Origin of the sequence: Delftia sp. 60 (assembly GCF_002754395.1) — a bacterium.
Taxonomy (GTDB): domain Bacteria; phylum Pseudomonadota; class Gammaproteobacteria; order Burkholderiales; family Burkholderiaceae_C; genus Comamonas; species Comamonas acidovorans.
The window spans coordinates 2,021,930-2,046,024 of sequence record NZ_PEFD01000001.1 but is presented as its reverse complement, the minus strand read 5'-3'; the positions used below and the strand labels follow the sequence as shown (position 1 = coordinate 2,046,024).

Annotated in this window: 25 protein-coding genes, 1 tRNA gene and 1 pseudogene; 15 read left to right on the top strand and 12 right to left on the bottom strand. The window is 66.4% G+C overall.

Features of this window, described 5'->3' with window-relative positions:
- Positions 1 to 65: 65 nt before the first annotated feature.
- The 4 genes from CLV01_RS09250 to CLV01_RS09235 are packed head-to-tail and all read right to left on the bottom strand — an operon-like array spanning position 66 to position 4,353.
- Complete coding sequence (locus CLV01_RS09250) at positions 66 to 1,076, bottom strand: CobW family GTP-binding protein (protein WP_099734484.1); 1,011 nt, start codon at positions 1,074 to 1,076, stop codon at positions 66 to 68.
- Positions 1,073 to 2,737, bottom strand: coding sequence for an amidohydrolase (locus CLV01_RS09245; RefSeq protein ID WP_099734485.1), 1,665 nt, complete (start codon positions 2,735 to 2,737; stop codon positions 1,073 to 1,075). Before CLV01_RS09245 ends, CLV01_RS09250 begins: the two co-directional genes overlap by 4 nt.
- Before the next feature lie 13 nt (positions 2,738 to 2,750).
- On the bottom strand, positions 2,751 to 4,133 hold the full coding sequence (locus tag CLV01_RS09240) for a sodium:solute symporter family protein (protein ID WP_013803838.1): 1,383 nt from the start codon (positions 4,131 to 4,133) through the stop codon (positions 2,751 to 2,753).
- Positions 4,134 to 4,146: 13 nt separating this feature from the next.
- Positions 4,147 to 4,353: a DUF3311 domain-containing protein gene (locus CLV01_RS09235; RefSeq protein WP_034390877.1), complete on the bottom strand. Its 207-nt coding sequence runs from the start codon at positions 4,351 to 4,353 to the stop codon at positions 4,147 to 4,149.
- Positions 4,354 to 4,495: 142 nt separating this feature from the next.
- Here CLV01_RS09235 and CLV01_RS09230 point away from each other — a divergent pair, with 142 nt between their 5' ends.
- Positions 4,496 to 5,407 (top strand): LysR family transcriptional regulator, encoded by a 912-nt coding sequence (locus CLV01_RS09230; protein ID WP_012203907.1) that lies wholly within the window; start codon positions 4,496 to 4,498, stop codon positions 5,405 to 5,407.
- A 17-nt stretch (positions 5,408 to 5,424) separates the two neighbouring features.
- Here the strand turns inward: CLV01_RS09230 and CLV01_RS09225 are convergent, their stop codons facing one another.
- Positions 5,425 to 6,327, bottom strand: coding sequence for a LysR family transcriptional regulator (locus CLV01_RS09225; protein ID WP_063327993.1), 903 nt, complete (start codon positions 6,325 to 6,327; stop codon positions 5,425 to 5,427).
- A gap of 156 nt (positions 6,328 to 6,483) precedes the next feature.
- Between CLV01_RS09225 and pdxA the strand changes: the two genes are divergently transcribed.
- Positions 6,484 to 8,196, top strand: coding sequence for a 4-hydroxythreonine-4-phosphate dehydrogenase PdxA (gene pdxA, locus CLV01_RS09220; protein ID WP_099734486.1), 1,713 nt, complete (start codon positions 6,484 to 6,486; stop codon positions 8,194 to 8,196).
- 410 nt (positions 8,197 to 8,606) lie between these two features.
- Here pdxA and CLV01_RS28640 read toward each other — a convergent pair whose 3' ends face one another.
- Positions 8,607 to 8,906: a hypothetical protein gene (locus tag CLV01_RS28640; RefSeq protein ID WP_143290084.1), complete on the bottom strand. Its 300-nt coding sequence runs from the start codon at positions 8,904 to 8,906 to the stop codon at positions 8,607 to 8,609.
- Positions 8,907 to 9,314: 408 nt separating this feature from the next.
- On the opposite strand from CLV01_RS28640, the gene CLV01_RS09215 reads away from it, so the two are divergent.
- The 6 genes from CLV01_RS09215 to CLV01_RS09190 all read left to right on the top strand — a co-directional run bounded on the left by CLV01_RS09215 (position 9,315) and on the right by CLV01_RS09190 (position 14,746).
- Positions 9,315 to 11,495, top strand: coding sequence for an SdrD B-like domain-containing protein (locus tag CLV01_RS09215; RefSeq protein WP_257221240.1), 2,181 nt, complete (start codon positions 9,315 to 9,317; stop codon positions 11,493 to 11,495).
- A gap of 93 nt (positions 11,496 to 11,588) precedes the next feature.
- A complete protein-coding gene (locus CLV01_RS09210) occupies positions 11,589 to 12,200 on the top strand; it encodes a hypothetical protein (RefSeq protein ID WP_099734488.1) in 612 nt (203 codons plus the stop codon).
- Entirely contained in the window at positions 12,200 to 12,820 is a 621-nt protein-coding gene (locus CLV01_RS09205; RefSeq protein ID WP_013803844.1) for a hypothetical protein, read from the top strand. Before CLV01_RS09210 ends, CLV01_RS09205 begins: the two co-directional genes overlap by 1 nt.
- Positions 12,821 to 12,846: 26 nt before the next feature.
- The gene (locus CLV01_RS09200; RefSeq protein WP_012203901.1) at positions 12,847 to 13,302 is read left to right on the top strand and encodes a hypothetical protein; all 456 of its coding nucleotides are present in this window, start codon (positions 12,847 to 12,849) and stop codon (positions 13,300 to 13,302) included.
- Positions 13,299 to 14,105 (top strand): hypothetical protein, encoded by an 807-nt coding sequence (locus CLV01_RS09195; RefSeq protein ID WP_099734489.1) that lies wholly within the window; start codon positions 13,299 to 13,301, stop codon positions 14,103 to 14,105. The genes CLV01_RS09200 and CLV01_RS09195 overlap by 4 nt, the downstream gene beginning before the upstream one ends.
- Complete coding sequence (locus tag CLV01_RS09190) at positions 14,105 to 14,746, top strand: hypothetical protein (protein ID WP_043824811.1); 642 nt, start codon at positions 14,105 to 14,107, stop codon at positions 14,744 to 14,746. Before CLV01_RS09195 ends, CLV01_RS09190 begins: the two co-directional genes overlap by 1 nt.
- Before the next feature lie 24 nt (positions 14,747 to 14,770).
- Here the strand turns inward: CLV01_RS09190 and CLV01_RS09185 are convergent, their stop codons facing one another.
- Both CLV01_RS09185 and CLV01_RS09180 read right to left on the bottom strand, forming a co-directional pair.
- Positions 14,771 to 15,121, bottom strand: coding sequence for a DUF1304 domain-containing protein (locus CLV01_RS09185; protein WP_012203898.1), 351 nt, complete (start codon positions 15,119 to 15,121; stop codon positions 14,771 to 14,773).
- A 100-nt stretch (positions 15,122 to 15,221) separates the two neighbouring features.
- Positions 15,222 to 15,599 carry a hypothetical protein gene (locus tag CLV01_RS09180; RefSeq protein ID WP_012203897.1) on the bottom strand — a complete coding sequence of 126 codons (378 nt, stop codon included), beginning with the start codon at positions 15,597 to 15,599 and terminating at the stop codon, positions 15,222 to 15,224.
- A 403-nt stretch (positions 15,600 to 16,002) separates the two neighbouring features.
- On the opposite strand from CLV01_RS09180, the gene CLV01_RS09175 reads away from it, so the two are divergent.
- The 6 genes from CLV01_RS09175 (at position 16,003) to CLV01_RS09150 (ending at position 20,076) form a co-directional block, all read left to right on the top strand.
- Positions 16,003 to 16,359 carry a PRC-barrel domain-containing protein gene (locus CLV01_RS09175; protein WP_013803850.1) on the top strand — a complete coding sequence of 119 codons (357 nt, stop codon included), beginning with the start codon at positions 16,003 to 16,005 and terminating at the stop codon, positions 16,357 to 16,359.
- A 129-nt stretch (positions 16,360 to 16,488) separates the two neighbouring features.
- Positions 16,489 to 16,839 (top strand): four-helix bundle copper-binding protein, encoded by a 351-nt coding sequence (locus tag CLV01_RS09170; protein ID WP_013803851.1) that lies wholly within the window; start codon positions 16,489 to 16,491, stop codon positions 16,837 to 16,839.
- A gap of 151 nt (positions 16,840 to 16,990) precedes the next feature.
- Positions 16,991 to 17,350 (top strand): hypothetical protein, encoded by a 360-nt coding sequence (locus tag CLV01_RS09165; protein WP_099734490.1) that lies wholly within the window; start codon positions 16,991 to 16,993, stop codon positions 17,348 to 17,350.
- A 134-nt stretch (positions 17,351 to 17,484) separates the two neighbouring features.
- Entirely contained in the window at positions 17,485 to 17,766 is a 282-nt protein-coding gene (locus CLV01_RS09160; protein ID WP_012203893.1) for an H-NS histone family protein, read from the top strand.
- Between the two features lie 265 nt (positions 17,767 to 18,031).
- The gene (locus CLV01_RS09155) at positions 18,032 to 19,033 is read left to right on the top strand and encodes a hypothetical protein (protein WP_143290085.1); all 1,002 of its coding nucleotides are present in this window, start codon (positions 18,032 to 18,034) and stop codon (positions 19,031 to 19,033) included.
- Positions 19,030 to 20,076: a hypothetical protein gene (locus tag CLV01_RS09150; protein WP_180288370.1), complete on the top strand. Its 1,047-nt coding sequence runs from the start codon at positions 19,030 to 19,032 to the stop codon at positions 20,074 to 20,076. Before CLV01_RS09155 ends, CLV01_RS09150 begins: the two co-directional genes overlap by 4 nt.
- Before the next feature lie 101 nt (positions 20,077 to 20,177).
- Here CLV01_RS09150 and CLV01_RS09145 read toward each other — a convergent pair.
- Positions 20,178 to 20,267, bottom strand: a tRNA-Ser gene (locus CLV01_RS09145).
- 33 nt (positions 20,268 to 20,300) lie between these two features.
- Positions 20,301 to 21,617 carry a serine--tRNA ligase gene (gene serS / locus CLV01_RS09140; protein WP_012203833.1) on the bottom strand — a complete coding sequence of 439 codons (1,317 nt, stop codon included), beginning with the start codon at positions 21,615 to 21,617 and terminating at the stop codon, positions 20,301 to 20,303.
- A gap of 137 nt (positions 21,618 to 21,754) precedes the next feature.
- On the opposite strand from serS, the gene CLV01_RS09135 reads away from it, so the two are divergent.
- A complete protein-coding gene (locus CLV01_RS09135; protein ID WP_034390850.1) occupies positions 21,755 to 22,453 on the top strand; it encodes a CBS domain-containing protein in 699 nt (232 codons plus the stop codon).
- A 76-nt stretch (positions 22,454 to 22,529) separates the two neighbouring features.
- Here CLV01_RS09135 and ispH read toward each other — a convergent pair.
- Positions 22,530 to 23,527 (bottom strand): annotated as a pseudogene (gene ispH, locus CLV01_RS09130) (4-hydroxy-3-methylbut-2-enyl diphosphate reductase).
- Position 23,528: 1 nt separating this feature from the next.
- On the bottom strand, positions 23,529 to 23,999 hold the full coding sequence (locus CLV01_RS09125; RefSeq protein ID WP_012203830.1) for an FKBP-type peptidyl-prolyl cis-trans isomerase: 471 nt from the start codon (positions 23,997 to 23,999) through the stop codon (positions 23,529 to 23,531).
- Between the last annotated feature and the right edge of the window lie 96 nt (positions 24,000 to 24,095).

Genomic DNA, 24,095 nt, shown 5'->3' with positions numbered 1-24,095 from the left:
ATTCTAATACGTTTTTTTGGACCGAAATCCAAAATTCAGAAAATTTGGTCCAAAACGTTCTTCAATCATTCCGGCGCCAACGCGGCATCCAGCTGGCCACGAATCGCCTGCTGCCCCGCCGCCGTGAAGCAGCCGATGAAGACAAAGGCGGACCCGGCCACCTGCGCCGCGCCCAGATCCGCCACGCGCAGCCGGCCTCCCACCACATGGATTTCCTGCAAAGGCTGCTGCCCCCGCAGCCGCACGATGCCTTTGGCCCGCAGCAGCGGCACCGGCAGGGTGCGCAGTGCCTGCCTGAGGCGCTGCTTGTCGAATTGCCGGTGCGTGGTGTACGAGAAACTGGTGATTCCTGCCATCCCGGCGAGACCTGCCGTGCCATCCACGGCCCTCTTCCAGGCGCCACCTTCACCCGCAAGCGCACCCAGCAGGCGCTGCGGGTGCTGCGGTTGGCGTGGCAGGGGCACAGCGTCCAGGAAGACGGCCAGGGGAATCTCGCCGCACTGTGCGGTCAGCACCATGGTGTGCGGGGCGATCTCGGCCAGGCGCTGCCTTGCCTTGCCGATCATCGGCGCGCTGGCCAGGTCGGCCTTGGTCAGCACCAGCGCCGTCGCGCCGGCGATCTGGCGGCGGACCATGTCGCCGACCAGCGGGTCGCACAGTTGCTCATCGACGTCCTGGACATCCACCGCCACCAGGATGGCGTTGAGCTGCAGCGCGGGGTCGAGCATGCCGACCTGGGCGATGCGCACGGGGTCGGAGACGCCGCTGGCCTCGATGACCAGCAGGTCCGGGCGGTCGGGCCGCGCGCCCACGGCGGCCAGGGCCTCGGCCAGCCGCCCGCCGATGGAGCAGCAGATGCAGCCGTTTTCCAGCTGCAGCACGTCGCTGCTGCGTGTGCGGATCAGGGCGGCGTCGATGTTGATCTCGCCGAAGTCGTTGACCAGCACGGCCACGCGCAGGCCATCGGCGCGCTCCAGCAGCCGGTTGAGCAAGGTGGTCTTGCCCGCGCCCAGATAGCCGCCCACGACGACCATGGGAATGGGCGCCCGCTGCGCCGCGGCGGCCGGCGTGCTCATGGCTGGGACCCAGGCGCAGGGAAGATGCGCCCGCCCAGCACGGTGCCCCAGATCTTCACGTCCTTGAGGGCGGCGGGCGCCACCGTGCGGGGATCGTCCTCCAGCACGGCGAAGTCCGCCAGCTTGCCGGGCTCGATGCTGCCCACGCGCTGCTCCAGCTTGAGGGTACGGGCCGCGCCCATGGTGATGGCGTGCAGGGCATCGTCCACCGACAGTCGCTCGGCCTCGCCCAGCACGCGGCCTGACGCGGTTTCGCGCTGCACGGCGCACCAGGCGGTGAACAAGGGGTTGATGGGGGTGATGGGCGCATCGGAGTGCATGGAAAAGTCCATGCCCAGGCGTCGCGCCGTGCCCGCCGCATTCATGCGTGACGCCCACTCGATGCCCACGGTCTGCCCGGCATGCGCATCGCCCCAGTAATAGAGGTGGTTGGAGAAGAAGTTGACGCACATTCCCAGGCGCGCGGCGCGCTGCAGCTGGGCGCTGCTGGCCAACTGGCAGTGCTGCAGGGTGTGGCGATGGTCGGCGCGCGGGTGCCTGGCCAGCAGGTCCTCGATCACATCCAGCACCACCTCGGTGGCCTCGTCTCCGTTGGTGTGGATATGCAGTTGCAGCCCGGCCAGGTGGAAGGGCTCGAACAGCGCGGGCAGCTGCGACGGCGGAATCAGCCACAGGCCGTTGGGCTGCCCGCCCGCGTAGCCGGGAGCGCGCAGCCGCGCGGTGAAGCCCTGGATGGAGCCGTCCACGATGAACTTGACGGGGCCGAACTGCAGCTTGTCGCTGGCCGACGATGCGGCAGCGGTGTGCACGCGCGCGGCGCCACCTTCCGGGTTGCGCTGCGGCGCAAAGGCCGGGACGATGCGCAGCGGATAGGCCGCGTCGCCCGTCACTTCGCGCAGCGCGGCCAGGCCCTGGGGCGAGAGATCGCTGACCAGGTCGGTGGCCGTGGTTACGCCCGCGAGCTGGGCCACGCGGCCGAACTTCCAGATCGCCTCGCGCTGCTCGGCAGCGGCCAGCGACAGCGCGCTGCCGATCACCTTCTGCACCGGATACATGGCGGCGAATTCCTGCAGCTCGCCCGTGGGCTGGCCCTCGGCGTCCTTGTGGATGCCGTCGATGTCGGTGTCCTCGTCGATGCCGGCCAGCGCCAGCATGGCCGAGTTCACATTCATCAGGTGCACGCTGGCGTGCAGGATGACGATGGGCCGCGTGCGCGAGACGCGGTCCAGCTCGCGCACCGACAGCCGGCTGCTGCCAAAGAGGATGGGATCGAACCCCCAGGCCAGCAGCGTGGCCTGCGCGTCGGGCAGGGCACGCTCGGCCTCGGCCAGGCGGGCCAGCACGGCGTCCAGCGTGCGCAGGCCGGGCCACAGCCGCCCGTCGGGATCGCGGCGGTCAAAGTAGCCCAGGTAGACCGCATCCCACATGGCGCCTTCCATCAGGTGGCTGTGGGCCTCGATCAGGCCGGGCATGAGCACCTTGCCGCGCAGGTGGTCGATGCGTTCGGCATCGGGCCAGGCGGCCATGTCGGCCTCCCCGCCCACCGCCAGCACCGTGCTGCCCCGCACGGCCACGTGGGTGGCCTGTGGCTGGGCCGGGTTCATGGTGAGGATGGTGCGCGCCGCGAAGATGCGCACGCGCTCGCTGGTTTCGTGGTTCATGGGGATGTTTCCCTCAGGCGGTCTTGACGTGTGCCGCACGCGGCAGGCAGTGGACGATGGCCGTGACCAGCAGGTTCAGCGCCAGGCTGATGAAGCCCAGGTTGATGCCGCCGAAGTCCGGTTGCTGCAGGTACAGCACGATGGCCAGCGCCTGCCCGCAGACGATGCCCAGGGCAATGGCCAGGGGCCGGATGCGCCAGCCAAACAGGATGGCCATCATTCCCGGGAAGAACTGCGTCACGCCGTAGTAGGTGGTGTTGATCAGGGTCAGCATCAGGTTGGGCGTGAGCAGCGTCATCACGATGGACAGCAGCAAGTAGATGACGATCACCACCTTGGCGCCCTGCTTTTGCTTGGCCTCGGGCAGGCCGGGCAGCAGGTTGCGCGCCACGATGGGGCCGATGGCCAGGCAGATGCCCGCCAGCACCAGCAGGCCCGACAGCGCGGCGCCTGCGGCCACCAGCCCCAGCAGCCAGTCGGGCAGCAGGCGCACGGCAGCGGCGAAGAAAGCCTCGTTGGGCGATGCCAGTTCCAGGTTCTGGCTGATGGCGTAGTACGAGGCCAGCACCAGGAACGGGTACATCAGCATGTACAGCGGCATGGCGATCTGCGTGCGGCGGATGGTGTGCGAACTCTTGGCCGTGAAGAAGTTCTGCACGGCGAACGGCATCATGTAAAAGCCCAGCGCCTGGAACAGCATGGTGCTCATGGAAAAGCGCAGCTGCGTATCGGTCATGTGGTTGCTGACCTTGGCACTGGCGGCGGCGAACACATCGCCCACCCCGGCATGCCAGCCCACGGCCACGCCCGTGGCGATGATGGCCACCACCATGAGGATGTCCTTGAGGATGGCAATGTAGGCCGAGGCACGCACGCCCGAGATGGCGATATAGGTGAAGGCCAGGCCCGCCGAGATCAGCAGCAGGTGCAGCGGCTGGAAGTTCCAGCCCAGCCCCTTGAGCGCCGCCACCAGCCCCGTGAACTGCAGCTGGCCCCAGGGCAGCAGGAACAGGATGGCCGAGCCGGCCACGATCAGCTCCAGCGCGCGGCTGCCGAAGTGGCCCTTGAACAGGTCCGGCAGCGTGATGGCGTTGTGGCGCAGGCCGGCTTTCCAGATCATGGGGCCGAGGAAGTAGCCCAGCGGATAGGCCAGCAGGATGTAGCCCAGGAACCAGACGCCATAGGTCGGCCCCTTGGCGTAGATGCCGCCCGGAAAGCCGACCATGGTGCCGATGCTGTAGATCTCGCCGGCGGCGAGGAAGAACACCAGGTAGGCGCCGAACTGGCGCGAGGCGACGAAGAAGTCATGCACGCTTTGCGCGCCCTTGCCCGTGCGCGAGCGGATGGCCAGGTACAGGGACAGTGCGATGAAGCCCAGAAAGACTGCGGTGGTCATGGCGGTGCTCCGTTCAGGCCGACTGCACGTCGTCGGCTTCGTGGCGGTCGAACATCAGCCAGCACACGAGCATGCACAGCGACGTCAGCACGAACCACATGAAGATCCACAGGTAGATGAAGGGCACGCCGAACACGAAGCGATCGACGGACGCGACCCAGGGAAGCAGGCCGATCACCGCGATGTACGGGATGCCTATGCCGATGAACAGCTTGAGCATGATTTGTCTCCTTTTGCTCCGATGAAAGAGTTGGCGGTTGTGGCCGCTCTATAGGACGTTTCAATGTCCATGGATGCGATCTTAGGAAGTGCCTACCTATAATTCAAATGAGAAATTTGCCAACAAACCATGAGGATCACGCATGGATACCCAGAAGCTGCGGCACTTGCTGGCCATCGTCGAGCACGGCACTTTTTCAGACGCGGCGCGCGCCGTGCACCTGACCCAGCCGGCGCTGAGCCGCAGCATCCGCGCGCTGGAAGACGAGCTCCGGGCGCAGCTGTTCGACCGGGGCGCGCGGCGCGCCCGGCTGACGGTCTTCGGCGAACTGGTGGCCGAGCGCGCACGCCGCATGCGGCTGGAGGAAACCCAGCTGCGGCGCGACCTGGAGCTGCTGCGCGGCGGCCAGGAGGGCGCACTGGCCATAGGCGTGGCGCCGGCCCCGGCGGCACTGCTGCTCAAGCCCTTTCTGATCCACATGGCGCAGGCGCATCCGCGCATCAAGGTGCGCACCGAGATGGGTGCCACCAGCGCCCTGCTGGAGCTGCTGCGCAATGAGTCGATAGACGCCATCGTCGGCGACGCCTATGTGCTGCGCGCCGCCGATGACGTGGACATGGAGCTGCTGGGCGAGCTGCCCGCCGGCCTGGTCTGCCGCGCGGGCCACCCCGTGCTGCAAAACCCCGGCATGGACGAGATCCGCCGCTACCCCCTGGCCACCACCACGCTGAGCACGGCCATGGCGCGGCAGCTGGCCGAGCTGTGGGGCGAGGGCGCCGAGCCCGACAAGCTGTTCACCCTGCACTGCAACAACCTGGAACTGCTGCGCAGCGTGACCCTGGCCACGGATACCTTGCTGTTCGGCGTGCTGTCCATCACGCGCCAGGAGCGCGCCAGCGGCACCATGGCCGAAGTGCCCCTGCCCGCCGATCCCCGGCGCTGCGGCCGCTACGGCATGGCGCGCATGGGCGCGCGCAGCCTGTCACCGGCGCTGGAAACCGTCTATGCATTCACCCGCACGCACTGGCGGGAGCTGTCCGAGCACGACCAGTGAAGCCGGGCAGGCGCAAGTCATGCATCGGCCCGCGCCAGCGGCAATGTCTGCGTGCGCAGCCACTCCAGCACCAGGGCGAAGCGGGCCTCGTCATGCACCGGCCTGGGTGACATGAGCACGTAGTGCGAGCCGTCGGCCACAAAGCCGCGCGGCGCGCACAGGGTGCCGCTGGCCAGATCGTCGGCCACCAGCGCCAGCGGCCCGATGGCAATGCCCGCCCCGGCAACGGCGGCCTGCAGGCTCAGGTAGAAATGCTCGAAGCGGGCCTCGCGCCCGGGCTGCAGCGGCACGCCGGTCAGCTCGCTCCAATGCCGCCATGCGTCCGGGCGCGATGCCGTGTGCAGCAGCACGCCGCCCAGCGGCCCGGAGCGTGCCAGCGTCTTCGCAAGTGCAGGCCGGCAGACGGGACCCACGTGCTCCTGCAAAAAGGGCTCGGCAACCACATCGGCGCCCATGTCGAAATCCGCGCGGCGTATGGCCAGATCGATGCCCTCGCGCGCAAAAGGCACCGAGCCGCCGGCCGACACCAGGCGCAGCTCGCGCTGCGTGCCGATCGCTTCCTGCAAACCGCCCAGGCGGGGAATCAGCCAGCGCATCAGAAAGGTGGGCTCGCAGGACAGCACCAGCGGCCGGTCCGGCCCGGCGGCCTGCCGCGCTCGGCCCAGCGCGCCGCGCAGGCGCTCCAGCGCCAGGGCCACCTCCTCGGCCAGCACACGCGCCGTGGGGGTGGCAATGATGCTGCGGTTGCTGCGCTGGAACAGCGCGAAGCCCAGCGCCTCTTCCATGTCGCGCACGGCGCGGCTCACGGCGCCATCGGTCAGGTGCAGCTCGCGCGCGGCCTTGGAAACGCTGCCATGGCGCACCGTGGCCTCGAAGGCACGCAGGGCGGACAGCGGCGGCATATGGGTGGGTGGGGCCATGGGACTGGAGGGCGGCATCGGACACATCGGACACATCGAAGAAAGGGCGTGGGGAGAGATTTCAATTGACTTTTGATCAACTGAATACTGAATCCATATCGATTTTCTGCAGTGCGATTTTCATGCAAAGTACCTCCATCGATTGAGCTTTCAGCAATGACCATGAATGAAGCCCCCACCATCGCCCCCGCACCCCTGGCCATCACCATGGGCGATCCCGTGGGCATAGGCCCCGAGATCATCGTCAAGCTGGCCATGGACCCTGCCCGGCCCCATGCGCCTTTTTTCGTCATCGGCGACACGGGGCGGCTGCAGCGGGCAGCCGACATGCTGGGCGTGCACCCGCGCATCCAAGCCATCGATACGCCGGCCCAGGTTCCCGCCACCGTGCCACCCGCCACCCTCTTCGTGCTCCAGACCGGAGGCCCGCTGCCCGAGGACCTGGCCTGGGGACGCATCGATGCGCGCGCCGGGGCCGCCTGCCATGCCTACATACAGCGCGGCATCGACCTGGCCCTGGCCGGCGAAGTCGCAGGCCTGGTGACCGCCCCCATCCACAAGGAGGCGCTGCGCGCGGCGGGCTGCCCCCACCCCGGCCATACCGAGATGCTGGCCGAGCGCTCGGGCACGCGCGACTTCGCCATGATGCTCGCCAATGACGAGCTGCGGGTGCTGCTGGTCTCCATCCACGTGCCGCTGCAGCAGGCCATTGCCGCAGTCACGCCAGACAACGAACTGCGTGCCATCCGCCTTGCGCACCGGGCCTGCCGGGCGTTCGGCATCGCCCGGCCCCGTGTGGCCGTGGCGGGCCTCAATCCGCATGCCGGCGAGAACGGGCTGTTCGGGGACGAGGACCGCTCGGTGATCATCCCCGCCATTGCGGCCGCACGGGCCGAAGGCATAGACGCCAACGGCCCCTGGCCGGGCGACACGGTCTTCATGCGGGCACGCCGGGGCGAGTTCGACGTGGTGGTCGCCCAATACCATGACCAGGGGCTGATTCCCGTGAAGTACCTGGGCGTCGAGCAGGGCGTGAACATTACCGTGGGCCTGCCCTTCGTGCGCACATCGGTGGACCACGGCACGGCCTTCGACATCGCCGGCACGGGCCGTGCGGACCATGCCAGCCTGGCCTGCGCGCTGCGCCAGGCGGCGGCCATGGTGCAGGCGGGCCGCTCCGGCGCCAGCGGGCAGGCGCAGCGCCCGGACTTCATCTTCATGCTCACGCAGCAGGACAAGACCATTGCCGATGCGCGCGAGCGGCTGCGCGAAGTGCTGGCCCAGGGCGTGCGCCATGTGGGCTTCAAGGACATAGGCCTGCCCCTGCCACAGCTGCGCGAGCTGGCCCGGGACATCCGCGCGGGCGGTGCCAGGGTCTATCTGGAAGTCGTCAGCCTGGACGAGGCCAGCGAGGTGGCTTCGGCCCGCGCGGCGGTCGAGCTCGGTGTGGACGTTCTCATGGGCGGCACGCGCCCCGAGGCGGTGCTGCCCGTGCTGCGCGGCAGCGGCATTGCCTACTATCCGTTTCCCGGCAGGATCAGCGGGCATCCGAGCGTGCTTTCAGGGCCGGCCGAGGACATCGTGGCCAGCGCGCGCCGCATCGCGGGGCTGGAGGGCGTTCATGGCCTGGACCTGCTGGCCTACCGTTTCCGGGGCGACGTGCCGGCCCTGATCAAGGCGGTCTGCGATGCGGTGGACAAGCCCGTGGTCGTGGCCGGCTCCATTGATCGCAGCGAACGCATCGCGGCCGTGCTTGCCAGCGGTGCCGCGGGTTTCACGGTAGGCACCGCCGCCTTCGAGGAGACTTTTCCAGCCGCGCGGCCCGGGCTGGCGGCGCAGTTGCAGGCCATACAGGCGCTGGTGGACTGAGAGCGGGCCGGCCACCGCGCGCACCTCCCGCAACTCTCGCACCTCCCGTGCCTGCCACGCCTCCCGCACATTCCGCGCGCCGGTGTCACGGGCCAGCAACTGGCGCCGCTCGGCTTCGGCCAGGCGGTGGGTCTTCAGCCGCTGGACCACATGGAACTGGCGCTTCTTGGCCATGAGGGACGCGCCGCCTGCAAAGCCTTCCATGCGGCTTGCCGCCTTGCCATGCTGCGGGGCATTCCAGGGGTACAGGCCTGCCACCAGGGTCACAACGACAGCCAACGCCATGACCACGAGCGCCCTCCAGGGTGCCCGGGGTCCGCGTTGGCCTTGCCTGTGATGCGCCTGAGAGTTCATGAAGACAGGGCAAATGATTGCGGCAGCCTGCATTGGTGCAGGTGCTTTAGCCTGCATCAATGAACCTGGCCTGATACCAGTCCAAAACCAATCAGAACCTGGCGCACTTCAGTTGCGCCATTCCTTGATTCTCCAGCAGCCGGAATCTGATGAGAACCCTCGTTTTCCAACAGATGCATTGCCAGAATACGGAGATAACGCCCAGCAGCCTCTATTGCCGCATGAAAAGCAAATGATTCATTGCTATCAATAGAAAACCTGAAACCCATCCATGGCCAAAAAGCGAAGCCTGCCAACTGCCCCCTGGGCAATGGCAGCCAGGCACCGCAGCGCCACAGATGAACATCGAATGGCATCACCCTTTCCCCTACCATCCGGCAGCGTGTCGTCCTACTGGATAAACCATGCCATTTAGGGAACGATGATATTCACCCTGAATACCTCTCATTCGGCACACCATTGACAACGGCCGGTCTTTGAAGTGCAGCGCCGGTATTTGCAGGGCCCAATCGATGGCTGCACGCATTCAGCCATTTTCCGCGGTTTTGTGATCAGTTGTTTTGGCCAGATGGCTTGGCATCCGATGAATAAAGCAGGGATCTTGGTTGATGATTCGAACGCTGCCGCGGACCGTTGCCGGCCCCGCTGGAGTCTGGTCGCGCCTGTCGCTCGCGTGCCTTGGGTGGAGCCTGGCAGCCGCTCCCGCCTTTCTGTGCGGCGCACAGGCGCAAACACCTTCTTCGGCGGCCGTTGCCGGTACCTCCATGGCTGAGGCACGCATCGAATCCCTGGACCGCGACCAGGCCGAGCAGGCCCGGCTCAAGGCACTCTCCGAAGGGGCCGCCCCCGCCTACCAGGACCGTTTCATGGATCCGGACGAGATCGCACAGTCCGCTGCCGCCGAGCCTGAAGCCGAGCAGCCCGAGGGCTTTCGCGCCTGGGTGGTGGAAAGCCGCCTGGGCCTGGGCGAATCCCGCACCACCGGCCATGGCCGCCAGCGCGCCACCGAAATCGGCCAGCGCCTCGAATACCGCCGCGAGACACTGAACTACGGCGAGTTCACCCTGCAGGCCGAAGGCCGGCACCTGAGCGGCGACAACTTTGGCAATGGCCTGGGTATGGGCGGCCTGAGTATTGGCGGCCTGGGCTATGCCCGGCAAGCCACGAGCGAGCGCTTCACGCTGCGCAACCTTGGCTTTCCGCTGACCACGCAGACCTTCGCCGACACGGCCGTGGGCGACCTCTACAGCGAGCTGACCGATGGCCTGGCGCGCAACTACCGGCTGTCGCTGGGCTCGACCACGGTGCGCGGCGCCTCGGCGCGCATCTTCCGCCCGGACCTGGACCTGCGCGCGGGCTACGGCCAGCGCGGCCTACTCACGGGAGGGCCCTACCCCGGGTTCGAGAAAAACCAGGGCACGCTGGGCTGGCTGGGCGCCACCGTGCGGCTGGACGGCCCCTGGTTTGCCGCCTTCCAGCTGGACCAGGCCGACGATATTCCCGCCTACTACAGTTCCAGGCACTACCCCGGCGATGACACGCAATACGACCCCGGCTCCGCCCTGGGCCTGGGCAGCAAGCGCGTGACCAGCTGGGCCGCTTCGCTGGGCTACGGGCGCGGCGTGCTGCGCGATGGCGACTTCAGGCTTCGCACCACGCTGCTGGGCAGCCGTACCAGCGCGCCACTGTTTTCTCCAGCGGCAGGCACCGCCGGCACGGAGGGCCGCAGCGCCCAGGGCGTGTTCATCGAGGCCAGCGCGCGCGCGGGCGCCTACCGCCATGAATTCGGCCTGCATGCAGCCCAGCCCCAGCTGCACTTTGGCGACTACGCGCTGTCCAGCGCGGCGCGCGGCGCCTATTGGCGCGTGGACCGCCATGTCACCCGCCTGAGCTGGGGCATGGGGCTGGACTACGAACGCACGCCGCAAACCACGGCGCAGGATGCAGGCTTTCAACTGTCGGGCTACCGCCGCCTGGGAGCGAATGGCAATGCCCAATACCAGTTCGACCGGCACACGGCCGTGGGCGGCAGCTTCAGCGCCTACCAGACGCGCAACGATGCGGGCACCGCAGGCGGCGGCCAATCGCGCAGCCTTTATGGCAGCGCGTTCTACCAGACCCGCTTTTTCGACTGGCCGCGCAGCCGCTTCATGCTGACCGTGCGGCGCAACGAGCTCATCGTGCTGGGCGACTCCTCCGCCACGGGCCAGGAGGTGCAGTGGGAGCAGGACTGGGCCGGTGCACGCCAGGCAACGCTGCGGTCCGAGCTCACCACCACGCTGGGCTATGCGCGCGACCGCAGCGGCGGCATGTCGCGCAACTATCCAACGGCCGGGCTGCAATGGCGCTACTGGCTGGAAAGCGGGCTGCAGCTGGCCGGCAACCTGCGCTACACCTCGCAAAGCGGCAGTCTCTACACCAGCCGGGGCCTGTCGGGCTCGCTGTCGGCCGAGAAGGAACTGGGCCGGGGCTGGCGCATGGGCTTCATGGCGCACTTCAACCAGGCCCGGTCCTCGCTGCTGCCCACGCCCTCTTCCCTGCCCAACCTCTACCGCAGCGACGAGAAGACCGCCTATGTCTACCTGCGCTGGGAAGGCAGCGCGGGCACGGCCTATGCGGCCGCAGGCGCACCCGGTGAAGGCGTGGGCGGCGGCAGCCTGTCCGGCCGCGTGTTCTACGACGCCAACCGCGACGGCGAACAGCAGGCGGGCGAGGTGGGCGTGGCCGGCGTCGAGGTGGTGCTTGACGGCCGCTACCGCACGGTGACCGACCGCGATGGCCAGTTCGAATTCCCGGTGGTGCCCACGGGCCACCACCGGCTGTCGCTCACCCAGGAAAGCGTACCGCTGCCCTGGGGCGCCTCCGGCGACAACACCAGCAGCGTGCACGTGCCCCTGCGCGGCCAGGCCTCGGCGTCGATTGCCGTGGTCAAGGTGGGCGAGTGAGTGAATGAATGAATGAATGAATGAATGAGTGAATGAATGACTGATTAAGGCGCACAGGCTTCCCAGGCAACCCGTTCCATCCAAGGAGATTCCATGAACCGAACACCCATCGCCCAACGCCTGCTGGCCGCATCGCTCGGCGGCCTCGGCCTGGCCCTGACCACGTTGCCTGCCATGGCCGAGAGCCAGTACGGATCGGGCACCGGAACCATCACGGCCCAGGCCAAGGTCAACCTCAGCGTGACCGTGCCCAAGCTCATCTTGCTGCGCGTGGGCTCGACCAATACCACGGTGGACACGGTGACCTGGACCTCGACGCTGAGCATCCCCGGCGTGCCCACCACGCCGCTGGCCTCGGTCAACAACACCAACGTGGACTGGAACGGCGCCGCGCCCACCGTGGCCACCGCCTCGGCTGCCGCCACGCTCACGGTCTATGCCTGGACCAATGCCGGCGCCGGCACCATCAACTGCGCGGTCGGCGCCTGGAATGCCACGGGCGGCCCCGCCAACGCGGACTTCACCGTCACGACCACCGGCACCCTGCCCCACCCCGGGCCCAATCTGGGTGCCTGCGCATCCACCTCGTTCCCCTCCAACGTGGTTGCGACGGGAACCTGGGCGTATGCGCTGGGAGGTACGCCGGCCAGCTGGGCTGCCAATACCTATACCAACGTCATCACGTATACGGCCCAGGGCATCTGATGGACAAGGCATTGCCTCGCCTGCTGGCCGCAGCGGCCCTCTGCGTTGTGCAGCCGCCCGCGCAGGCCGTGTTCACCATCGTGACCGACACAGACCTGCTCAACTACAGCCTGACACTGCGCGTGGGCACGACCGGGGCAACCGTGGACACCGTGGCCTTCAGCGTGACGGGAGCCAACGCCGGCCTCACGCCCGTGGCCGTGACGGGCACGCCCAGCATCAGTGTCTCGGTGTCTCCCACACGTCCCGCGCTGGGCACCGCCGTGGCCCGGCCAGTCACCCTGGTCGTCGATTCATCCACCGCACTTTCCTGCCAGTCGGGTGGCTGCGGCAGCGCGACCATTCCGTTCAGCAAGATCAGTTGGGTGGCATCGAACAACGGCAATGCTGCGTCCGGCGACATACAGAACGGGCGCTTCACCGCCAGCGCCGGCCAGTCCATCGCCAGCTACAACGCGAACGCATCCGTCTGTTCTGGCGCGCTGTGCCCGGTCGCTGGCTGGACCGTCCAGTCACGGCAACTGACCGGCACCGTGCTGCAGTTCACCTACGACAACGACGTGGTCTACCCGGGCGGCAACTACAAGGGCACCGTGCGCTTCACGGCATCGATGGTATGAGGCGGTTGGCGTGGCCGCTCCTGTGCATGGCACTGGCCTGGGCCACGGCCCTCGCGGCGCATGCCGAAGTGGCGCGGCTGGACGACTCGGCTTCGCCCCGGTCCCAGGTGCGCAGCGACTTCGCCCGGGCCAGGGTCGTCGGCGAGCGGCTGCTGGAGCTGCCTATGGGACGCATCGAATACCGGCTGGCCACGGCGCCCCATGTCGGCCGCACGGCGCGCATCTTCTATGTGATTCCCGCCCTGGTCACGGGCCTGCGCTCGCCTGCGGGCATGCAGGTGCAGTGGCGCGGCAACGGCGTCTTTGCGGGCGGCACGGGCCGGCCCGGCGACCGGGTCCAGGTCTGGAACGGCGTGGTCCGCACGCCCTGGATGGCCGAGGTTTTCGACCTCACGCTGCACATCGACCCCGCCGAGCTGCGCCTGACCCGGGGCTCGGCACTGAGCTTCGAGTCCTACTTCGAGATCGAGACCCTGCCATGAAAGCTCCTCCCATCGCCGTTTCACTGGCCCTGCTGATCGCCTGCAGCGGCGCCGCCGCCGCACCGTTCGAGCTGGCCGTGGCGCCCTCGCGTTTCGAGCTGTCGGCCAAGCCGGGTGCGCGCACGGGCCAATCGCTGGACATCCACAACCTGGCCTCGGCACCCACCGAGGTGGCCATGCGCACCATCGACTGGACCTATTCCGACACGGGCGACATCACCTACCACGACGAACTGCTGCCCGGCAGTTGCCGGCCCTGGGTGCTGCTGGAGCGGCGCAGCGTCACCATTGCAGGCCGCAGCAAGAAGGCCTTCCGCTTCCAGGTGGAGCCGCCTGCCGATGCGCCGCGCGGCGAATGCCGCTTCATGATTGCCATCGAAGGCGTGGAGCCCGCGCAGCAGACCGTCATACGCAGCGGCGGCGCCAGCCTGAGCCTGCCTGTCACGGGCCGCATCGCGGTAGCCGTCTACGTGACGCTGGGAGGTGCTGCGCCCCAGCTGGACATTCGCCAGCTTTCCATGGCCGAAGACGGCAAGACGCGCCGCGCCCTGGTCACCGTCAGCAACGCCGGCGATGCCCATGGCCGGCTGGAAGGCAGCCTGGACGCCGTGGACAACAAGGGCCGCCGCTTCGAACTGGTGCCGGAAGGCACGCCCATACTGCCCGGCCAGACACGCACGCTGGCCCTCATGCCCAAGGGCGAAGACGGCCAGCCCGCCCCGCAGCCCGCGTATCCGGTCAAGGCCAAGGGCAGCCTGGACTGGGAAAAAGGCAGCTTCAAGATCGATGTGGAACTGAAGTGATGGCAACCAGGCCGATCGCGTGGCTGGCCCTGTCCATGGCGCTGGGCGGCCTGGGCCACACCGTGCATGCGGCGTCCAGCACCACAGGCCCCAGCCTGCTGGTGCCGCTGAGCACCTCGGTGAACCTGGACTTCACCATCGCCATCGACAAGTTCATCTTCTTTCGCATAGGCGACGGCACCTGGCCCACGCCCGGCGGCACGACCAGCAGCGTGGCCTTTGTGCTCGCCCCATCCATCCCTGGCGTGCCCACCACGCCCGTGGCGGGCAGCAACACCTCGGTGAACTGGAGCGGCGCGGCTCCCAGCTTCAGCATCACGCCCAGCGGCAATGTGCTGCCGGTGGAGGTGCGCAGCAACGCAGGCCAGGTCACGCTGCGCGCCACCGCCACCACGGCGCTGGCCAGCGGGGCCAATACCATCCCGCTGTCGGAGATCACCATCGCCACCAGCGACAGCAACCTGCCCGCACCGCTGATACCCAATACGGGAACGGGCGCAGCGGTCAACGTGGTGGCCACCGCCTTTGCGGGGCTGGTCACCCAGCGCACGGCGAACTGGACCCTGTCCTATGCCAACCTGGCCTCCCGCAGGGCAGGCACCTACACCGGGCAGGTCACCTTCACGGCCAGCTCGCCCTGAGCGCTTTGGGAGCTTTGGGCGCGCTCAAAGGCCCAGGTACAGCGCAATCAGCGACACAGCAGCCGGCACGGCCTGCACCCAGAGGATCTTGCGGCTGGCCGTGGCGGCGCCATACACGCCGGCCACCAGCACGCAGATCAGGAAGAAGTACTTGAAGCCCAGGCCATCGGCCCCCTGCGCCAGCCCCCAGATCAGCCCGGCGGCGAGAAAGCCGTTGTACAGGCCCTGGTTGGCGGCCAGTGTCCTGGTCTGCTGGGCAAATTCGGGCGTCAGGCCAAACGCGCGGCGTCCGGCCGGCTTGTCCCAGAGAAACATCTCCAGCACGAGGATGTAGACATGGATTGCGGCGACGATGCCGATGAGTACGTTGGCCATCTGGGGTGGGAAGAAAGTGGATAGGCCTCTGTATACGGGATGCACCCACACCCGTCCATGGCCGCTGCGCTACACAGGGCCTGCCACCACCCCTTCCCTGTCACCCGGAAGACTTGCTGCCGGGGTGCGACGGTTTTTCCGCGCCCTGCGCAGGTGCCACGGCGCCAGCGGCCGCACCGCCCAGCGCACCGGCCACGCTGCCTACCGTGCCGCCGACCACCACGCCCACCGGGCCGGCAATCGCAGCACCCGCCGCAGCGCCTGCAGCGGCTCCGGCCAGCACGCCGCCGCCGATGAATACCGAGCGCGACTCGCGCTCTGCATCCTCGGGCGACAGTTCGAACTGCGCAGACGCATCGGGGTCCTGCGAAGGAACACCGTGGCCGGGGCGTGCCTGCTCGGCAAGGTCTTCATCCTCGGGGGCATCCGTGGACACCGGCTGGATGGGCTGGATGGATGGCTTGTTGCTTGCATTCATGGGGCTCTCCTTCGGGGCATGCCACACGCATGCGGGACTGCCTGCGCTTCATTGCCCTGTCGTTTTCGTTGTACGCCTCGCCCTGCCGCGCCGCAGCCGGCCCAGGCTGCTGCCCCGCGTCAGCCAAGGCCCGCAGCCTCGCCGACCTTGACTACAGGGGCTCGTAGGAACTGGCCTCCGCCGCCCAAGGCACCTCCTACGCCCGTCGCGGCGGCCCGACTACCCGGTGCCCGCAGATGCCGTCCTAAGCTAGAACCCAGAAGCACACAGGCTTCGACTTCGCCAGGCGATGCACAGGTTTTCTTGACAGGCCGGCTACCGCGCCCCATTCAAAGCCGCATCGCTCAGCCGCCAGACGCACCGCGCTGGCGGGTCAGCACAAACCCACTCACTGGAGAACGTCATGGTCACACCCAACACCGCATCGAGCGTCATTTCTTCCGAAACCGTCAGCGGCACCAATGTCTACAACCCGGCAGGCGACAAGCTGGGGACCATAGACACGCTGATGATCGACAAGCTGTCCGGCAAGGTGCGCTATGCCGTCATGGAGTTCGGCGGCTTCCTGGGCATCGGCACGGATCGCTATCCGCTGCCCTGGGAATCCCTCAAGTACGAGCCCAACATGAATGGCTACGTGGTGTCGCTGACGCGCGAGCAACTGGACAACGCTCCACGCTACGAGCGCGATACGGCTCCGGCATACACCGATGAATATGGCCGCCGCGTGAACGATTACTACGGCGTGCCCTACCTGTAAATCCCGACCCTTGCGGTCTTTGACACAGCCCCGTTCGCGGGGCGTTTTCTTTGGTGCGGATAGCTGCCAGCGAATGGCCAAGGAAGAACGCCCTGCGCGACTTCACTCCCTCATTCTTGGAGAACTGCCATGAATACCACCCCACCTGCCATCGACTACAAGGCCTGCATGGACGCCTGCCAGGCCTGCGTCATTGCCTGCAATACCTGCGCCGCCGCCTGCCTGAAGGAGTCAGACGTCCAGATGATGGCCGCCTGCATTGCCCAGGACCTGGAATGCGCGCAGATCTGCGAACTGGCCGTGGCCGCAATGGCGCGCCAGAGCCCGCATGCGCCGGACATCTGCCGCCTGTGCGCCCAGATCTGCCAGGCCTGCGCCGACGAATGCAGCAAGCATTCCCACGACCATTGCCAGACCTGCGCGGCAGCCTGCCAGCAATGCGCCATGTCGTGCAATCTCATGGGCATGCAGTCGCACTGACACGGCTGGCATGGGCCATGACAGCCGCCCTGGCAGAAATCCTGCAAACACGCAGGAAAAAACGCCACCGGCGCTGTCGCCAAACGCCGCGCCTTCGCGGAACCGGGCCTGCCTACACTTTGATGCATATCCAGGCACACAGGAGGCAACCATGGCACTCGAAATCAGCGCAGAGGAACGGTTCTTCACCCTGCTGAACCAGTTGAAGCACATGCCTCCCTGCTCATCCCGCCAGGAGGCACACGACATGCTGTTGCTGCTCTGGATGCGCATCTGCGAAAGCGCCGGCGCTCGCCGTGAATTGCTCAACCGCATGCGGCAACGCACGCTGTGCGCAGAACATGGCTGGAAAAACCTCGACAAAAGCCCTTGCCATCTGGATTCGGACACCCTGCCGGGCATCCGCATCTATCTGCATTCCAACGGCACCATCGTCATTCAAAGACAGGGGGGAGCGCAGGATTCCGAAATCCTGCACTTCAGCGCCAGGCGCGAATTTGCCGAGGCCTAGGCCCGGTCCGCGCACAGCGCATGGGGGCAGTCGGAGCAGAGGCTAGGTGCAAACACCAACGATGTCCCACATGCGACATGGGCCCTGTCTCCATAGAATGCGTCATTGTGTAGCACACTATCCATGAGGAATACATGACAGCAGATTACAAAACCCTCCTCCAGCAGAAGGCCGAGCTTGAGGCAAAGATCGCCGCCACCCTGAAGGCGGAAAAAGGCGGAGTCATCGCCAAGGTCCGCGAACTCGTCGAGCAGTTCGGTCTGACCCAGGATGACATCTTCAGCACCGGCAAGGCCAAGTCCGCCAGCATTGGCGTGGCCAAATACCGCGACCCCGCCAGCGGAGCCACCTGGACCGGCCGGGGCAAACCGCCGCGCTGGATTGAAGGCAAGGACCGCAAGGCCCTCGAGATCTGAGCACGGCCCGCCAACGCGGGCCTTTTTTATGGCCGCAACTGCCTGCTGCGTCAGCACAGGCTGCAGTTGCACTACCATCATTGCGTTGTTCTGCAAAGGCAACAGAGCCTTGAGCAACTCACAGGGCCTTTGGCAAAGACGCTCCCCTGCCAGGAGTCTCCGCCGCAAGCCAAGATGCCTTTGCGCAGCACATCTGATCTCATGCAACTCGGCCCACGCCGCGCGGCTTCAGCGATCATTATTCATACTGCATCGAAAAGACATCATGCTTGATGGATCAAAAACACTGGTGATGATTGCTTTCTTTTGGATGACCATGGTCCATGGTGCACCAGGGCAAAACATCCAATCACCGATCTTGCTTCATGAAAGAACATCACCCACTGCTTTTCCAGTCGCCATTTATCGTGGCATCAAGGTGGATGATTTCAGAAAACTGGTGATCAGTGCTTTCGAAAGCGCCCGGTTTTCCCATACGGCCATTGAAAAATCGAAGGATGGAACGGCGCAATACAAATTCTTCTATTCCGTGGCGACGGGTGGAAAAATTCAGCGCGTTGATGTGGTCCTGCGGGTGGACGAGAACCTTGACAAGAGCAAGAGATGCGCGAGCTGCTTCTTGCGGCTGACCATGATTCCCGAGCTCCCCAGCCTTCAATCTTCTTCGTGGATGCTTCAGTACGATCTGAGTCGCCAGGTTTTTTTGGCCATCGATCAAGCCTATGCCAGCATTCACGATCTCGGGCGAAAATCCATGGACGCGGATTTCGGATTCAACTATAGAAACAAGTGGCGAGGAGAAAGAAATCTATACGAAAACTCATTTGTCGGCATTGATCCATCAAGTCTGAAGACCATGATCATCGACGCATACAGCGTTGCCGGCTTCAAGCTTGCAGGCGATACAATGAAGGATTCCATCCTTTCCGAATTGACCTTCTCTTTTCCCATCGCTCCAGATCAAACCGAAGGCGTTGTCTACAAGATTTCTCTAGCAAGCCAACTCGACGCAAGCAATCGCTGCTATCCCTGTGAGATCAGTGAGGTCTATGACCCTCACCAGCGACTGCCGGCAGCGGGCCTGTCTGGCATGTCCAGCCGGCTGACGCTCGAGTCACGCTTTACCGCTGCCCGCATGCAGGCGCTTGAAAAGCTCAAGAGTGGCACCGAGCACTATTTGCGCCCGGAAACCGTTTTCACCATCCCGCCAAAGCCCGCACCGCTCGGGTCGCCCCGGCCGCAGATCCAGCCACCCATCGTCACATGACTGCCCTGCCACACGCAAACGCCATGCGTGCCGGCCTGCTGGCACGGCATCCAGGGTTCGACGGCCTGTTCATTGCCGGCACGCTGGCATTGGCCCTCGGCATGGCGGCCATGGCTTCGATATCGCCTGCCATGCTGCTTGCCATCGTGCTGGTGGATACCTGGCTTTTCGCCAATCCTCATGTCATGGCCACCTTGACCCGGATCGGAGCCAGCATGGCCGATATCCGACGCCATCGCTTCCTGATCTTTGGCCTGCCCGTGATCGTGCTCGGCGGTGTGGTGGCGACCGTGCTGGCATTCGAGGTCGCCGGGCTGTTCACGCTCTATTTCTGCGCGCAGAGCTATCACGTGGCGAGGCAGTCCTTCGGCATCGCCAGGGCCTATCGGCGCTCGGGGATGCATCCCTTTCGCCAGGACCGGCTCGCAGAAGCCGTCATCTACCTCGTTGCCGCGTGGGGGCTGCTTGCCCGCTGCGCCCAGGCGCCCGAGACCTTTCTGGGCTATCCCATCCAACTGCCTGCCGTACCCGCCCAGGCGGCCAATGCGATGGGCGTTGCGGCCATCGCTTGCAGCGCCTGCTGGCTATGGCGACAGGCTCGCCTGGCTCTGACGGGAAACATCGATTGGCGTCACGATGGCTTTGTGGCCTCGCATGCATTCACCTGCTTCGTGGCCTACATCTGGATCACCGACATCACGCTCGGATGGCTCCTGATCAATCTGTGGCACAACCTGCAATACCTGCTATTCGTCTGGGTGCAGAACATCCGCCGCGAGCGACAGACACAAGCCGACAAAGCGTCGGAGACCGGCTTGTGGAAGAACGCGGCCCGGTATGGTGGTGTGTGCCTGGCACTGGGCTCAATGCTCTACCTGGCCATCGACTGGGCAGGCACACAACTGCTCTGGCTGGGGCTGCCCACTGTGCTGATAGCGCACTTCACCCTTGGTTTTCATCACTACCTGGTGGACGGGGTGATTTGGAAGCGGCGTGCTGCCTCAGCGGAGCATGGCTCACTTGTCAGGCGCGATTGCAAGTAAGCAACCGGGCAAGGCCTTCCCATTCCCATTGCAGGCGGCCACCGGCACGCCAGAAACAGAAAAACCCAGTGCCGTTTTCACAGCACTGGGTTTCATGTTTCTGGCGGAGAGGGAGGGATTCGAACCCTCGGTACGTTCGCACGTACGCCTGATTTCGAGTCAGGTACAATCGACCACTCTGCCACCTCTCCGCAGCGTCGAAGCTGAAATTATAGCCTAAAAATTCAGGCCTTCAGCAAAGTCTGTCCGCCCATGTAAGGACGCAGCGCCTCGGGGATGGTCACCGAGCCGTCGGCGTTCTGGTAGTTCTCCAGCACAGCCACCAGCGTGCGGCCCACGGCCAGGCCGGAACCGTTGAGCGTGTGCACCAGCTCGTTCTTGCCCTGGGCATTCTTGAAGCGTGCCTGCAGGCGGCGCGCCTGGAAGGCCTCGCAGTTGGAGACCGAGCTGATCTCGCGGTAGGTGTTCTGCGCAGGCAGCCAGACTTCCAGGTCATAGGTCTTGGCCGCGCCAAAGCCCATGTCGCCCGTGCACAGGCTCATCACGCGGTAAGGCAGGCCCAGCTTCTGCAGCACGGCCTCGGCGTGGCCGGTCATCTCTTCCAGCGCCTCGTAGCTCTTTTCCGGATGCACGATCTGCACCATCTCGACCTTGTCGAACTGGTGCTGGCGGATCATGCCGCGCGTATCGCGGCCGTAGCTGCCGGCCTCGGAACGGAAGCAGGGGCTGTGGGCCGTGAGCTTGATGGGCAGCTGGTCCTCGGCCACGACCACGTCGCGCACGAAGTTGGTCAGCGGCACCTCGGCCGTGGGAATCAGGTAGAGCGCCGCGTTGTCGGGCACGGGTTCGCCGTCCTGGCCGCCCTTCTTGGCGGCGAACAGGTCGCCCTCGAACTTGGGCAACTGGCCCGTGCCCTTGAGCGAGTCGGCATTGACGGCGTAGGGCACATAGCACTCGGTGTAGCCATGCGAGTCGGTCTGCAGGTCGATCATGAACTGCGCCAGGGCGCGGTGCAGGCGGGCGATGGGGCCCTTCATCACGGTGAAGCGCGAGCCCGACAGCTTGACGCCCATGTCGAAATCCAGGCCCAGCGGCTGGCCCACGTCCACATGGTCCTTGACCTCGAAATCAAAGGTCTTGGGCGTGCCCCAGCGGCGCGCCTCCACATTGCCGCTTTCGTCCGCACCGACGGGCACGCTGTCGTGCGGCAGGTTGGGCACGGCCAGCAGCATGGTCTGCAGCTCGCCCTGGATCTGCTCCAGGCGCGTGGCCGACTGGTCCAGCTCGGTCTTGAGGCTGCCGACTTCGGCCTTGGCGGCCTCGGCAGCGTCCTTCTCGCCCTTGCCCATCAGCATGCCGATCTGCTTGGACAGCTGGTTGCGCTTGGACTGCAGCTCCTCGGTCCGCGTCTGCAGGGACTTGCGCTCTGCTTCCAGGGACTGGAAGGCCTCCACATTCAGGAAGGCCTGGGGCTTTTTGCGGGTCTCCAGCCGTGCGACGGCCGAGTCAAGGTCTTTGCGAAGAAGAAGGATATCGAGCATAGCCGGCAATTTTAGGCGGTATCGCCATGGCAGCGCCCGCCCCTGGGCGTTGGGGGTCTTGCCGCTACAGAAATCCCGCGCCAGCGCCGATACTTCCAATATGCCGCCCACAGCGGTTTGCGCACCCGGGAGCACCCATGTTTTTTGTCTTCGGTCCCAACGGACAGATGTTTCGCGGTCCCGCCGAGCGGCTGGGCCAGGTGGCGCCCGTGCGCCGCGTACAACGCCCGCAGGCCCTGCGCACGCGCTCGGCCGATGTGATGGCGGGCGACGCCGCCGCCTCGTTCCCCGCCATCCTGGCCGACCTCGCGGGCCAGCCTGCCGGCGCGCCGGAGCCCGCGCCGCGGCTGCGCGGAGCGGTCGATGCCTACCTTTCCACGGAAAAAGGCCCCAGCCAGCCACGCCAGCCCCTGCAGACCGTGGCCGACGTGATGAGCCACGAAGCCGTGACGGTATCGCCCGAGGCCGGTGTCAACGACGCCTGGCGCGTGCTGGCCGAGCATGGCGTGGCCCAGGCCCCCGTGCTGGATGCCGGTGGCCGCGTGGTCGGGCTGCTGCTGCGTGCCGACATGGCGCCGCTGGACCTGCTGCCCGAGCCCGGTGCGATCAAGGACGCCATTGCCCTGGCGCGACGGCCCGTGAACGAGGTCATGATCTCCCCCATTCCCACGGTGGCCACCACCACCGACCTGCGCCGCGTGGCCGGCGTGCTGCTGGAGACCGGCCTGCCGGGCCTGCCCGTGACCGATGAGCAGGGCCTGCTGGCCGGCTTCATCAGCCGCACCGACATCCTGCGCGCCGTGGCCTCCGATCCGCCGCTGGATCTGTGGAGTTGAGGCTTTCGGCCCCACCATGCAAAACGGGCGCCAGGCGCCCGTTTGCTTTTTGGCCGATGTCCGCTGCGCCTGCGGTTCAGCCGCCCGTCTCGGGCTGCTTGCCCACGGAGATCTCCAGCCCCGTGGCCGCGTCGATCTTCAGGCCCTTGGGCAGCGGGAACTTGACCGTCTCCTCGATGCCATCCATCTTGCGCACCGACAGCGCGCCCAGCTGGCGCAGGCGCTGGATGACCTCGTCCACCAGCACCTCGGGGGCGGAGGCCCCAGCCGTCAGGCCCACGCGCCCGGCATTGGCAAACCATTCCTCGCACAGCTCGCCCGCGTTGTCCACCATGTAGGCGGGCGTTCCCAGGCGCGCGGCCAGCTCGCGCAGGCGGTTGCTGTTGGAGCTGGTGGGGCTGCCCACCACGATGAGCACATCCACCTGCGGCGCCAGCACCTTGACGGCGTCCTGGCGGTTTTGCGTGGCGTAGCAGATGTCCTGCTGCTTGGGCTCGCGCACCTGCGGAAAGCGGGCTCGGATGGCCGCCGTGATGCCGGCGGCATCGTCCACCGACAGCGTGGTCTGCGTGACCACGGCCAGCTTCTCGGTCTGGCGGGGGTGACACGGGCCACATCGGCCTCGTCCTCGACCAGGTGGATGCCCTCGGACAGCTGGCCCATGGTGCCCTCGACCTCGGGGTGCCCCTTGTGCCCGATCATCAGGAACTCGTAGCCTTCCTTGGCGAGCTTGGCCACTTCCACATGCACCTTGGTCACCAGCGGGCAGGTGGCGTCGAAGATGGAGAAACCGCGCCGCCGCGCCTCTTCCTGCACCGCCCGGCTCACGCCGTGGGCGCTGAACACCAGGGTGGAGCCGGGCGGCACGTCGTCCAGCTCCTCGATGAAGATCGCTCCCTTGGCCTTGAGATCGTTGACCACGAAGGTGTTGTGCACGATCTCGTGGCGCACGTAGATGGGCGCACCGAACTTGGCCAGCGCACGCTCCACGATCTCGATGGCGCGGTCCACGCCGGCACAGAAGCCCCGGGGCTCGGCCAGCAGGATTTCCTGGGGCGAGGTCGAATCCAGCACCTCAGAGCACCCCGATGATCTGCACTTCGAACGTCACCGGCTGGCCCGCCAGCGGGTGGTTGAAGTCGAACAGCACGGCGCCGTCCTCGCGCACCTGCACCACGGCGCCCGCGTAGCTGCCCAGGCCGTCGGGCGTGGGGAACTGCACCACGTCGCCGGGCGCGTACTGCTCGTGCGGGTCGCCCAGCTCGTTCATCAGCTTGCGCGCCACCCACTGCATCATGTCGCCGTTGCGCTCGCCGAAGGCTTCGCCGGCCGGCATCTCGAATGTGGTGCGCGTGCCTTCGGCCAGGCCCAGCAGGCGCTGCTCGACGGCGGGCGACAGCTCGCCCGCGCCCAGGGACAGCGTGGCGGGCTTGTCGTTGAAGGTGTTGATCACATCGCCTGCAGGCCCGGACAGGCGGTAGTGCAGCGTGAGGAACGAGCCGGTCTGGACCGTGGGGAGGGCCGAGGAAGAAGCGCTAGAGGTCATGGAAGTCCCGATAAACTGGCCCGTATTGTAGAAAAACATCCATGCCCCCACGCCCCGTGCAACGGTGTCCCTGCGGCGCCCCCCACCTGGCTGAAC

Coding starts and splice junctions, on each gene's coding strand:
- CLV01_RS09230 (WP_012203907.1), top strand. CDS start 4,496: ATGGATACCCAGAAGCTGCGGCACTTGCTGGCCATCGTCGAGCACGGC.
- CLV01_RS09235 (WP_034390877.1), bottom strand. CDS start 4,353: ATGCTCAAGCTGTTCATCGGCATAGGCATCCCGTACATCGCGGTGATC.
- CLV01_RS09135 (WP_034390850.1), top strand. CDS start 21,755: ATGTTTTTTGTCTTCGGTCCCAACGGACAGATGTTTCGCGGTCCCGCC.
- CLV01_RS09165 (WP_099734490.1), top strand. CDS start 16,991: ATGGCACTCGAAATCAGCGCAGAGGAACGGTTCTTCACCCTGCTGAAC.
- CLV01_RS09200 (WP_012203901.1), top strand. CDS start 12,847: ATGGCACTGGCCTGGGCCACGGCCCTCGCGGCGCATGCCGAAGTGGCG.
- CLV01_RS09240 (WP_013803838.1), bottom strand. CDS start 4,133: ATGACCACCGCAGTCTTTCTGGGCTTCATCGCACTGTCCCTGTACCTG.
- CLV01_RS09225 (WP_063327993.1), bottom strand. CDS start 6,327: ATGGCCCCACCCACCCATATGCCGCCGCTGTCCGCCCTGCGTGCCTTC.
- CLV01_RS09155 (WP_143290085.1), top strand. CDS start 18,032: ATGCTTGATGGATCAAAAACACTGGTGATGATTGCTTTCTTTTGGATG.
- CLV01_RS09190 (WP_043824811.1), top strand. CDS start 14,105: ATGGCAACCAGGCCGATCGCGTGGCTGGCCCTGTCCATGGCGCTGGGC.
- serS (WP_012203833.1), bottom strand. CDS start 21,617: ATGCTCGATATCCTTCTTCTTCGCAAAGACCTTGACTCGGCCGTCGCA.
- CLV01_RS09210 (WP_099734488.1), top strand. CDS start 11,589: ATGAACCGAACACCCATCGCCCAACGCCTGCTGGCCGCATCGCTCGGC.
- CLV01_RS09245 (WP_099734485.1), bottom strand. CDS start 2,737: ATGAACCACGAAACCAGCGAGCGCGTGCGCATCTTCGCGGCGCGCACC.
- CLV01_RS09170 (WP_013803851.1), top strand. CDS start 16,489: ATGAATACCACCCCACCTGCCATCGACTACAAGGCCTGCATGGACGCC.
- CLV01_RS09160 (WP_012203893.1), top strand. CDS start 17,485: ATGACAGCAGATTACAAAACCCTCCTCCAGCAGAAGGCCGAGCTTGAG.
- CLV01_RS09150 (WP_180288370.1), top strand. CDS start 19,030: ATGACTGCCCTGCCACACGCAAACGCCATGCGTGCCGGCCTGCTGGCA.
- CLV01_RS09250 (WP_099734484.1), bottom strand. CDS start 1,076: ATGAGCACGCCGGCCGCCGCGGCGCAGCGGGCGCCCATTCCCATGGTC.
- pdxA (WP_099734486.1), top strand. CDS start 6,484: ATGACCATGAATGAAGCCCCCACCATCGCCCCCGCACCCCTGGCCATC.
- CLV01_RS09125 (WP_012203830.1), bottom strand. CDS start 23,999: ATGACCTCTAGCGCTTCTTCCTCGGCCCTCCCCACGGTCCAGACCGGC.
- CLV01_RS09205 (WP_013803844.1), top strand. CDS start 12,200: ATGGACAAGGCATTGCCTCGCCTGCTGGCCGCAGCGGCCCTCTGCGTT.
- CLV01_RS28640 (WP_143290084.1), bottom strand. CDS start 8,906: ATGCCATTCGATGTTCATCTGTGGCGCTGCGGTGCCTGGCTGCCATTG.
- CLV01_RS09185 (WP_012203898.1), bottom strand. CDS start 15,121: ATGGCCAACGTACTCATCGGCATCGTCGCCGCAATCCATGTCTACATC.
- CLV01_RS09195 (WP_099734489.1), top strand. CDS start 13,299: ATGAAAGCTCCTCCCATCGCCGTTTCACTGGCCCTGCTGATCGCCTGC.
- CLV01_RS09215 (WP_257221240.1), top strand. CDS start 9,315: ATGGCTGAGGCACGCATCGAATCCCTGGACCGCGACCAGGCCGAGCAG.
- CLV01_RS09180 (WP_012203897.1), bottom strand. CDS start 15,599: ATGAATGCAAGCAACAAGCCATCCATCCAGCCCATCCAGCCGGTGTCC.
- CLV01_RS09175 (WP_013803850.1), top strand. CDS start 16,003: ATGGTCACACCCAACACCGCATCGAGCGTCATTTCTTCCGAAACCGTC.